The 10,778-nt window shown below is 32.1% G+C and carries 13 protein-coding genes; 4 read left to right on the top strand and 9 right to left on the bottom strand.

The window, feature by feature from the left end:
• From B4E95_RS01280 to queA, 5 genes are all read right to left on the bottom strand, one after another.
• Window positions 1-217, bottom strand: a 217-nt coding sequence (locus B4E95_RS01280; RefSeq protein ID WP_291089302.1) for a hypothetical protein, incomplete at its 3' end; no start/stop codon positions are given.
• A gap of 59 nt (window positions 218-276) precedes the next feature.
• Window positions 277-1,209, bottom strand: coding sequence for a polyprenyl synthetase family protein (locus tag B4E95_RS01275; RefSeq protein WP_409410937.1), 933 nt, complete (start codon window positions 1,207-1,209; stop codon window positions 277-279).
• A gap of 56 nt (window positions 1,210-1,265) precedes the next feature.
• On the bottom strand, window positions 1,266-2,219 hold the full coding sequence (locus tag B4E95_RS01270; RefSeq protein WP_291089299.1) for a hypothetical protein: 954 nt from the start codon (window positions 2,217-2,219) through the stop codon (window positions 1,266-1,268).
• An 11-nt stretch (window positions 2,220-2,230) separates the two neighbouring features.
• Window positions 2,231-3,280 carry a 23S rRNA (adenine(2503)-C(2))-methyltransferase RlmN gene (gene rlmN, locus B4E95_RS01265; protein ID WP_291064186.1) on the bottom strand — a complete coding sequence of 350 codons (1,050 nt, stop codon included), beginning with the start codon at window positions 3,278-3,280 and terminating at the stop codon, window positions 2,231-2,233.
• 7 nt (window positions 3,281-3,287) lie between these two features.
• Entirely contained in the window at window positions 3,288-4,337 is a 1,050-nt protein-coding gene (gene queA / locus B4E95_RS01260; protein ID WP_038336356.1) for a tRNA preQ1(34) S-adenosylmethionine ribosyltransferase-isomerase QueA, read from the bottom strand.
• Window positions 4,338-4,495: 158 nt separating this feature from the next.
• On the opposite strand from queA, the gene B4E95_RS01255 reads away from it, so the two are divergent.
• Window positions 4,496-5,080 carry a TlpA family protein disulfide reductase gene (locus B4E95_RS01255; protein ID WP_291089296.1) on the top strand — a complete coding sequence of 195 codons (585 nt, stop codon included), beginning with the start codon at window positions 4,496-4,498 and terminating at the stop codon, window positions 5,078-5,080.
• Between the two features lie 41 nt (window positions 5,081-5,121).
• On the opposite strand, the gene B4E95_RS01250 is transcribed toward B4E95_RS01255, so the two are convergent.
• The 3 genes from B4E95_RS01250 to B4E95_RS01240 are packed head-to-tail and all read right to left on the bottom strand — an operon-like array spanning window position 5,122 to window position 7,445.
• A complete protein-coding gene (locus B4E95_RS01250; RefSeq protein ID WP_291089293.1) occupies window positions 5,122-6,204 on the bottom strand; it encodes a glucosaminidase domain-containing protein in 1,083 nt (360 codons plus the stop codon).
• The gene (locus B4E95_RS01245; protein ID WP_286495585.1) at window positions 6,201-7,118 is read right to left on the bottom strand and encodes a 1-aminocyclopropane-1-carboxylate deaminase/D-cysteine desulfhydrase; all 918 of its coding nucleotides are present in this window, start codon (window positions 7,116-7,118) and stop codon (window positions 6,201-6,203) included. Before B4E95_RS01245 ends, B4E95_RS01250 begins: the two co-directional genes overlap by 4 nt.
• On the bottom strand, window positions 7,119-7,445 hold the full coding sequence (locus B4E95_RS01240; protein ID WP_286495584.1) for a hypothetical protein: 327 nt from the start codon (window positions 7,443-7,445) through the stop codon (window positions 7,119-7,121).
• 161 nt (window positions 7,446-7,606) lie between these two features.
• Between B4E95_RS01240 and B4E95_RS01235 the strand changes: the two genes are divergently transcribed.
• Both B4E95_RS01235 and B4E95_RS01230 read left to right on the top strand, forming a co-directional pair.
• Window positions 7,607-7,768: a DUF5522 domain-containing protein gene (locus tag B4E95_RS01235; RefSeq protein ID WP_180906370.1), complete on the top strand. Its 162-nt coding sequence runs from the start codon at window positions 7,607-7,609 to the stop codon at window positions 7,766-7,768.
• A gap of 4 nt (window positions 7,769-7,772) precedes the next feature.
• Window positions 7,773-8,507 (top strand): DUF2911 domain-containing protein, encoded by a 735-nt coding sequence (locus B4E95_RS01230; protein ID WP_291089289.1) that lies wholly within the window; start codon window positions 7,773-7,775, stop codon window positions 8,505-8,507.
• A gap of 36 nt (window positions 8,508-8,543) precedes the next feature.
• Here the strand turns inward: B4E95_RS01230 and B4E95_RS01225 are convergent, their stop codons facing one another.
• Window positions 8,544-8,978: a potassium channel family protein gene (locus B4E95_RS01225; protein WP_291089287.1), complete on the bottom strand. Its 435-nt coding sequence runs from the start codon at window positions 8,976-8,978 to the stop codon at window positions 8,544-8,546.
• 185 nt (window positions 8,979-9,163) lie between these two features.
• On the opposite strand from B4E95_RS01225, the gene B4E95_RS01220 reads away from it, so the two are divergent.
• Window positions 9,164-10,756 (top strand): glycoside hydrolase family 10 protein, encoded by a 1,593-nt coding sequence (locus B4E95_RS01220; RefSeq protein WP_291089285.1) that lies wholly within the window; start codon window positions 9,164-9,166, stop codon window positions 10,754-10,756.
• Window positions 10,757-10,778: the final 22 nt, after the last annotated feature.

Genomic DNA, 10,778 nt, shown 5'->3' with positions numbered 1-10,778 from the left:
CTTTTTGCTGACGATTTACAACTCTAACCATTAATCGATTTCCTCTACTTTCATATTTTGTATATATCTTTTGAACATTTCCTTTGTAATGAATTGTTTTATAATATTCATAAGGAGAATAAGTTTTTGAAGAAAGAAAAAAATATGCAACAATACAACCTAAAAACAAAAGAGGAGAAAATAGTGAAAGAGTAAGTATGATATTATCTTTTTTCATTTAAAAGCTTTACAATATCGTAATATACAAAAAAGGACTTCTAATTGAAGTCCGGTTTTTTATTTTTCTCTTTCGATTACGTATTTTACCATTGTTTCCAATGAATTTCGAAACTCATTTTCGGGAAATTCGTATAGTATATCTAAAGCCTCTTGGCTATATTGTTTCATCATTTTTTGTGTGTACTCAATTCCGCCATGATCTTTCACATACTGAATAATTTCGCGTACACGTTTTTTGTCATTGTTGTAACGTTTTACTGAATTAATCAACCATTTTTTGTCTTTGTCATTCGCTGTGTTAATCGAATAAATCAACGGTAACGTCATTTTTTGTTCTTTGATGTCAATACCGACAGGCTTTCCAATTGCATTAGAAGTGGTATAATCAAACAAATCATCTTTGATCTGAAAAGCAATTCCAACCAATTCACCAAAGCGATGCATTTTCTTCGCAACTTCTTCCGAACAACCAACAGAACGAGCACCAGCTTCACAACAAGCCGCAATAAGCGTAGCCGTTTTCATTCGGATAATTTCGAAATAGACATCTTCTGTAATATCAAGCTTACGCGCTTTTTCGATTTGTAATAATTCACCTTCCGAAATCTCTTGTATTGCTACAGAAACAACTTCAAGTAAATCGAAATCTTTGTTTTTAGTCGAAATAATTAAGGTCTTTGATAAAAAATAATCTCCAACCAAAATAGCTACTTTGTTCTTCCAAATTGCATTAAGTGAAAAGAAACCACGACGCAATGTACTATCATCTACGACATCATCGTGAACCAAAGTTGCAGTGTGAATAAGCTCGATAAAAGAAGCCGCACGGTAGGTACGTTCTTGTACTTCGCCATTCAATTTTGCAGTTAAAAAGACAAACATCGGACGCATTTGTTTTCCTTTTCTGCGCACGATATAATTGGAAATACGGTCAAGAAGTGAAACATTACTCTTCATCGATTCGAAGAATTTCTGTTCAAACAATTTCATTTCCTCCGCGATCGGAGCTTTAATCAAATCTACCGTGTTACCCAAAATTTAGTTTTTTAATTCGTAAAATTATTGATGCAATGTACAACCTGTTTTGCATAGAATCCTTTATAGTTAAATTCCTCTCCGCTAAAACAAATTTTGTTTTCGGTTGGCAAAACTGAAATCCCTTCCAATTGTCCCAACTGTGTCGTGAAGCCCAAAGGTAAACTTATTTTTTTAACTTGAGAAGTGAAGAATAACTGATTGTTATCTTTTGGCAAATCAAACCAACTGATAAAAGTTAACGCTTCTTTTGTGTAGCCCAATAGATAAATTCCTTTGGTAGAACTATTTACATCAGCATCGATATAAGCAGCAGTTACAGCGTAATTTGTAGGAAAAGTTTCTAACTTTTTGGCTGCGTGTTTTTTAGATGAGTCAATAGGAACAATATAATGAGACGTTGCCATATTTGACCATTCTTTTGTAAATATATGCAACTGATTTTGGTAGACAAAAAATGCTTCTGCATCCCAATTTGTTGTCATATTTTTGAACTGAAAAGTTTCTTGTTCAGGATAATAAAATTCTATTTTTTCAGCTTTTAGTTGCTGATAAGATTTAGAATAATCAATGTTTGATTTTTCGATAAAATAAATGGCTAAATCTTTTCGTTTGCCCAAATTATTTCCAAAATCAGCAAAATAAATTCGATTATCATCCGAAGACATTTCTTCCCAATCGATATTTGGAGCATTTGTGATGAAAATAGTATTGATAATTTCACCTGTTTTTGCATCAAAACGATACAATTCTGGTTTGGAATCAGAATCGTTTAAGCCCCAAAAAGAAGCCACATTTTTATCTTCTTTTTCATATTCTAAAGTCGAAATTTCGTTCAAAGTAGGAGGTAAGTTGATACTTTCCATTTTATAATCATCAATAGAAATTGTATCGATGTTTTCTACTATTTGCGCGAAAGAGAATTTAGTCAGAATCAAAAATAAAAATATGGCTAAATATTTCATTTGATTATTATTTAATCATTTCCAGTTTTATTGGCTAATTGTCCACAAGCTGCATCAATATCTTTTCCACGGCTACGACGCACATTTACCACAATATTATTGGATTCTAAAGCTTTGATATAATTGTTAACTGCTTCTTCTGATGCTTGTTTGTAGATTCCGTCATCAATCGAATTATATTCGATAATATTCACTTTAGAAGGAATTTTTCGACAGAATTTTACCAATGCATCAATGTCTTCTTTTTTGTCATTAACACCGCCCCAAACAATATATTCGAACGTAATTCGTAAACCTGTTTGTTGATACCAATATTGAAGACTATCCATTAAATCCGTCAACGGAAACTTAACAGAAAAAGGCATAATCACATTACGAACTTCTTCTCGAGCGGAATGTAAAGATACCGCAAGGTTAATACGTAAATCTTCGTCAGCCAGTTTTTCAATCATTTTAGGAATTCCCGAAGTCGAAACTGTAATTCGTCTTGGAGCCATTCCTAGTCCTTCTGGCAATGTGATTTTTTTGATGGCAGAAATTACTTCGTTATAATTTAACAAAGGTTCTCCCATTCCCATAAATACAATATTGCTTAAAGGACGATTGAAATAACGTTTACTTTCTTCATCGATAATCACAACTTGATCGACGATTTCGGCAGCTGTTAGGTTACGCATACGTTTTAATTGCGCTGTTGCACAAAAAGTACAATCCAAACTACAACCAACTTGCGAAGAAACGCATGCAGTTGTGCGAGAATCAGTCGGAATTAAAACAGATTCCACAACGTTACCATCATGAAGCTTAACAGCATTCTTGATGGTTCCGTCGTTAGATTTTTGTAGAAGATCAACTTCAACAGGTTGAATTTGGAAAGATTCTCCCAATTGCTCACGTAGCGCTTTTGAGATATTGGTCATGTCATCAAATTGATGCGCATTCTTTTTCCATAACCATTCGTACACTTGTTTTGCGCGGAATGATTTTTCACCAATCTCTTTGAAATAATCTTCAATCTCAGCTTGTGAAAGCTTTCGTATATCTTTTTTTGTTGTACTCAAACTTGTCTTATAAGATTAACATTGCATCTCCGTAAGAGTAGAATTTGTATCCTTCTTTTACAGCTTCGTTGTATGCTTTCATTGTTAAATCGTGTCCAGCAAACGCAGAAATCATCATGATTAATGTAGATTTTGGTGTGTGGAAGTTTGTAATCATACAATTTGCAATAGAGAAATCGTATGGAGGGTGAATAAATTTGTTTGTCCAACCATCAAAAGCATTTAAATGACCATCTGCAGAAACAGAAGACTCGATAGAACGCATAGAAGTTGTACCAATCGCACAAACTTTTTTCTTCTCGTCAATTGCACGATTTACAAGATCAGCAGATTCTTGAGGAATAATAACTTGCTCAGACTCCATTTTGTGTTTAGATAAATCTTCAACCTCTACAGCCTGAAAAGTTCCTAAACCAATGTGTAATGTTAATTCAGCAAAATCAACACCTTTAATTTCTAAACGTTTTAATAAGTGTTTAGAAAAGTGTAAACCAGCTGTTGGTGCAGCAACAGCTCCTTCGTGTTTTGCATAAATTGTTTGGTAACGCTCTGCATCTTCTGGTTCAACATCACGTAAAATATATTTTGGAAGTGGAGTTTCTCCTAATTCTTTCAATTTTGCACGGAATTCTTCGTAAGATCCATCAAATAAGAAACGTAAAGTACGTCCACGAGAAGTTGTATTGTCAACAACCTCTGCAACTAATGTATCATCATTATCGAAGAATAATTTATTTCCGATACGAATTTTACGCGCTGGATCAACCAAAACATCCCATAAACGAGTCTCAGCATCTAATTCTCTTAGCAAGAAAACTTCGATTTGAGCACCAGTTTTCTCTTTGTTACCCATCAAACGAGCAGGGAAAACTTTCGTATTGTTACGAATCATTACATCTCCTTCGTCGAAATACTCGATAAGATCTTTAAATTGTCTATGTTCAATTTCTCCGGTGTCACGGTGAACAACCATTAAGCGAGCTTCGTCTCTGTTTTCAGAAGGACGATCTGCTAAAAGTTCTTCAGGTAAAGTAAAGTCGAAATCGGAGGTTTTCATTTTCATAATTGTACAATTTTTTGCAAATATACGATGTCAGATACCCATTTGTCAAGTGAATTGAGGTATTTTATGAAATTGCTAACGTTTAAATGTTTATTTTTGACGAAAGACCTATAGATATTATCAAGTTTTTTAATACTTATTTGAAAAATAAAATGAAAACGAAACTACTATTATTATCAATGTTTTTTACATTTTTTAGTTGTAATAAATCCGAACAAAAAATTGAAGAATCTGCTGAAATAGAAAAGATTGATTCTGTTGCAAAAAAAGAATCACCAGAGTCAAAAATTCCGAAAGAATTGATAAAAGCTCCAGATTTTTCTTTGGCTGATATCAACGGAAAACGATTTGACTTATCAGATTTCAAAGGAAAATATGTCTACATGGATATTTGGGCGACTTGGTGTGGACCTTGTAAAGTTCAAATTCCATTTATGAAAGAATTGGAAAAACAATTTCATGATGCGCCGATTTATTTCGTAAGCGTTTCTTTGGATAAATTAGAAGATAAGCCAATTTGGGAAAAAATGGTCAGAGAAAATCAGATGTCTGGTGTACAGTTATTTGCAGGAAGAGAAGATAACTTTGGCTTTGATTATAAGATAGAATACATTCCGACTTTTATTATTTTAGACAAAGAAGGAAATATTATGATTGATCGCGCGCCTGTACCGATGGATTATCAAACAGGAGGAATCAATCAACAATTGGTTGATATTTTCAAAATGATGAAATAAAAAAAGCTTCCATTTGGAAGCTTTTTTTATTATTGAGCTCATTATGCTCTAACTTTTGTTTTCAAATTAATACGTTGACCAATTTTAGGTTGTTCACCTGGTTCCATACGATTTAGTTTATATAGGTTGTTTACTTTTACACCAAAACGTTGCGAAATCGTGTACATATCATCACCTTCTTGTACTTTGTATGAATAATCAGAACCTTTTGTTTTCTTTTTTCCGAAAAATACAATTTGTCCATCTTTCAATTTAGAACCCATTTGTATTTCATTGAAATTCGCAATATCCGAAGGAACTTTGTTGTATGTTTTAGAAATAGTCGCAATTGTTTCTCCCGCTTGAGCAACAATATAAGGAATATTATTCTTGTGATTTTTAATGCGAGTTGTAGGATTTTGAGGACGAGTTTCGTAAGCAATTGTATTGTTATTTACATTAGGCTCATTTTTCTCTATACTATTATTATTTGGTTGATAAGACGCTAATGCAATTTCTTCTTTGATTGTTTTAGATTCTTTCTTCGTTTTAGATTTAGATGAATTATTTGCCATCATCATATCATCCTGATTGTTGTATAATGTATACAATTTTGTATAAACTTCTTCTGGAGAAATCTTATCAAATTGATCTAAATTATATTTCTCAATTCTCGAAATTAATTTTGAAGCATATTTTGGATCAGTTGCATAACCAGATTTTTTCAGACCATTTGCCCAAGCGTTATAATCTGTCGGATCTAAGAAAAATAAAGCTTTGTAATAAGGTCTTAAAGCCAAAAATTTAGAATGATCTCTATAACTTTCTTCAACTGAAGAATATTTTCTAAAACATTCTCCTTTCGCATCATCATCGTGATAAATACGAGGTTTATCCAACGACCATTCTTCAGGACCTTTACATTTTATTCCAAAATGATTATTGGCTTGATCGGCTAATTTACTTTGTCCGCCTCCAGTTTCCAATAATCCTTGTGCTAACGTAATACTTGCTGGAACTTTGTAAAGTTGCATTTCTTCAACAGCTAAAATAGCATGTTTTCGAATGTAAGTTATGTCTCTACTTTCTTGTGCTTGCGTCGAAATCGACAACACTAAGCTAAAAACGTATAACAATTTTTTCATTCTATAATATTTTTGTTCTTCTTCTTTAAAAGTTTGTTCATTCCTTCAATTCCTTGCAATCCACCTGTATGAACCAAAAGAATTTTAGAATTATCACTAAAATAATGATTTTTAATTAATTTAAAAATACCAAAAACCATTTTTCCAGTGTAAATAGGATCCAATTGAATATGGTTAATTCGCTTGAAATCATTTACAAAAGTAATTAATTCATCCGAAACTTTCCCATATCCGCCAAAATGATAATCATTAAAAATAGTAAAATTCGTTTTATTTGTTAATTTTTCGATTTCATTTTGGATAAAATCTCCCTTTAAACTCGGAAAACCTAAAACTTTTTGATGAGGTTTCGAGCTTTCAATCAATCCGGCAATTGTTCCGCAAGTTCCAATTGCCGAAGCAATAAAATCATATTCGAAACAATCATCGTACAAAATTTCTTCGCAACCTTTTATCGCAAAATCATTTGTACCTCCTTCTGGAATAACGTAAGTGTTTGGGTATTTAGTGTTTAAATGATTAATAAATTCTATTTCATCTTTTTTTCGATAATCTTCTCTGGAAATAAAATGCAATTGCATTCCACATTTTTGAGCAAAACGTAACGTAGGATTTTCATCGATTTTATCACTTAATTCTTCTCCACGAATTATACCGATAGTTTCGAAATGATGAAGTTGACCAGCTGCCGCCGTTGCTGCAATATGATTGGAAAAAGCGCCACCAAATGTTATCAATTTCTTGAAACCAAGTTTTTCAGCTTCAATAAAATTATATTTCAGTTTTCGGTATTTGTTTCCAGAGATTTCTGGATGAATCAAATCTTCTCTTAATATAGAAAGTTGAATATTTTGAGAAGTTAAATGTTTGATGTCAATGTTTTGAATTTGAGCTTTAAAATTGTTCCAAATCATTTAGATATATTTTAGAAAATTATAAAATTTTCGTTTTTTTAAATAATTCAAATTGTGCTCGTTTGCATAAGCTTCACGCTCAAAACTAATATTGCGATATGCTTTGTGTTGATCGCGATATTGAATTAATCGAATCGCATATTCAATCAAGTAAAAAGGATAGAAAAAAACGACCAAAAGTTCGAGTTGTTGAATGATATGAATGGTTTCGTGATTGATTAAAACTTCATCATTTTTCAGTTTTTTATCTCTCAAAAAAATGAAAGGAAAAATGGTAATTCCAATAAAATTCTTTCGGAACAAATGACGCAAAACAACTACAAACATGATTTAGGTAATTCTATTTTATTGCAAAATTAATCAATCTGAAAAGATATTGATTTATAAAGCATTAAAAATCGTAAATTTAGAGGAAGTTTCACAAATAATTATCATACCAAAATTAATGATAGTTTATTGATAAAAGTTGTAATTTCACAGCATTAGAAATGAAAAAGTTTGAAGAAGGAGATTATTATTTATCTCCAGAAGGTTTCAGAATATTTACTGAACAATATCTAAAAAGAAGAGGGTATTGTTGCAAAAGTGGATGTAAACATTGTCCGTATGGATACGATAAAAAAACAGATAAAATAAAGAATAAGAAATAATTATATGAAAATAACATCAACAGTTTTAGCTTTGTTAATAGGAAGTTGTGCTTTTGCTCAAATGAAATTTCCCGTGGTAAGTTCTCATGCTGAAGTTGAACAAAAAGTAGGTTTAACAGAATTTGAAGTTGAATATAATCGACCAAATGTAAACGGAAGAAAAGTATTTGGAAAATTGGTACCGAATGGAGAAGTTTGGCGAACTGGTGCGAATGAAAATACGGTCATCAAATTTGATAAACCAATCAAAGTGAATGGACAAGAGTTGGCTGCTGGCGAATATGCGTTGTATAGCATTCCGAATAAAGAGGAGTGGGAGGTAATTTTTTACAAAGACACGAAAAACTGGGGAAATCCGAAAGAGTGGAAAGAATCGAATATCGTATTGAAAGTGAAAGCTCCGTCAACAAAATCGATGAACAATAAGACAGAAACGTTTGAGATTCGTTTTACAAATGTAACGCAAAAATCAGCGAATTTGGTATTAGCTTGGGATAACACAACGGTTGTTTTGGATATTGAAACGAATACAATTAACGAAGTTTTAAAAATGATTGGAGATCAATTGAACGAAAATTCTTCTGCAAGAGATTTTTACAATTCGGCAAACTTCTATTATTCGAATAAATTGGATCGAAATCAAGCGTTGAAATGGGTCAATACAGCTTTAGAAAAAGATGCTAATGCACCAGATTATTACAAAGAATTGAAAGCTAATTTGGAAAAAAATAAATATTAACTAAAAATCCCTTCAAAAATTTTTGAAGGGATTTTTTTATTCAGAAATATTCTTTTTTAAGATAATTTGTAGGTAAGAAAACATCAACGCCGTTGACCAGCCTACCATCATAATTCCGTTTATAGCTTCTAATCCAGCCATAATTTTCCATTCACTATCAATCACAACATCACCATAACCAACGGTTGTAAATGTGATTAATGAAAAATAAATTGCTTCTTGAAAACTATACAAATTGTCAATATTCGGATTGAAATAAAAAGTAGCCGCCCAAATTGTACATTGTGCACCATGTAACAAAGTAAGCAGAGAAACAGATAATGCCATTTGCCAAATTACTTGACTAAACGTTAAATGTTGTTTTTTGAGATTAAATTTATGTAGATATTTTAGCGAATAAACAGTGACAGTTGATTGTAAAATAACATTCACACAAATAATCAATACGCCAAAACATATAATTAGAAACATATTTTTATCAATTATAGATGAGTACAAAAATGTAAAGAATAAAATTTATAAAATACTTTTTGAAGCGAAAAATTTTGTAAATTTAATACAGAAGGAAAATCTAGATATCCTAAATATTTGATAAAATCTGGATTAATAAAGCTTTATTACTAATTTTGTAACGTTAAAAATACATATTTCAACGAATGAATATTAATTTTAAATATATTTTGATGTGTTTCGGAATAGCTACAATTGGCTTATCTTCGTGTGCTTCAAATAAAAATTCGAAAAAAATAGTTTATAAAAAAGTAGAATCTACGCAAACAACTATTCTTACTACATCAAAAACTGAAATTTCGAATAAGAAAGATGAAGTTTTTACAGTGAAATTACCAGAAGTAAATCGTGAGTTCCGAGCGGCTTGGGTAGCTTCTGTTGCAAATATTAACTGGCCTTCTAAAAAAGATTTAACGACAACGCAACAAAAAGATGAAGCGATAAAGTTGTTGGATATGTTAGAAGCCAATAATTTTAATGCAGTTATTTTTCAGGTTCGTCCAGCGGCAGATGCTTTGTACAAAAGTAATTTTGAACCTTGGTCTTACTTCTTAACTGGAGAAGAAGGAAAAGCGCCTTCTCCATATTATGACCCGTTAGAGTTTTGGGTGGAAGAAGCGCACAAACGTGGAATTGAGTTGCATGTTTGGTTAAATCCTTACAGAGCGCATCACAGTAGTGGAGGGCCGGTGACAAGTGAGTCGATGGTGAAAAGGTCGCCAAGTAATGTGGTTAGATTGAAGAATGGTATGTATTGGTTTGATCCTGCTGACAAAAAAACGCAAGATCACGTTTCGGAAGTTGTTCGTGATATCGTTTCGCGTTATGATATTGATGGTGTTCATTTTGATGATTATTTCTATCCATACGCATCATACAATGGTGGAGCAGATTTTCCAGATAATTCAACTTGGAATGTTTACAAAAATAATGGAGGAACATTATCGAGAGCAGATTGGCGTCGTCAAAATGTGAATACAATTATCGAGCGTATTTACAAAGAAATCAAAGCAGAAAAACCTTTCGTTAAATTTGGAATTAGTCCTTTTGGAATTTGGAAACCAGGTTATCCTTCTGGAATTACAGGTTCTTCGCAATATGATGAATTGTACGCAGATGCAAAATTATGGTTGAACAAAGGTTGGGTTGATTATTTTTCACCACAATTATATTGGCCAATTAATTCGACAGGACAAAGTTTTCCTAAATTATTAGAATGGTGGAAATCAGAAAATACACATAATCGTCATCTTTGGCCAGGTTTGAATACTGTAGAAGTTAAGGTTTCGGATAGAACAACTGAGATTAAAAATCAGGTAAAAATGGCTGGTGAGATTTTGCAAAACAATGTGGGTGTTATTCACTGGAGTATTGCTGGATTAACGAAAAATCCTTCGATGTTGAGTTATCTAAAAGAAGGCCCATACAAAGCTAAAGCTTTGGTGCCAACTATGAATTGGATTAAGGCAGATCGTTTGGCAAAACCAAGTTTGTCTGTAAATGCAAAAGCATCAGAAGTTGTGATGAATTGGAATGATTATAAAATGAATTCGAATGTTTCGAAATGGATTTTATATACACGTTACAACAACGATTGGGAAACATCTATTTTGGATAAAACCAAAACAAACCAAACAATTTTGAAACATAAAGATGGTAAAAGTTTAACGGCAGTTGCACTAAAAGCTGTTGATCGTTTAGGAAACGAAAGTGATTACGTTGCTCAAAAAATTAATTAAGAATACCCGTTGTGCATTTTGA

The organism is Empedobacter sp. UBA7494 (assembly GCF_002478465.1).
Lineage (GTDB): Bacteria > Bacteroidota > Bacteroidia > Flavobacteriales > Weeksellaceae > Empedobacter > Empedobacter falsenii_B.
Note: the sequence above shows the minus strand (reverse complement) of the source record. Positions and strands in the feature narration are given on the sequence as shown.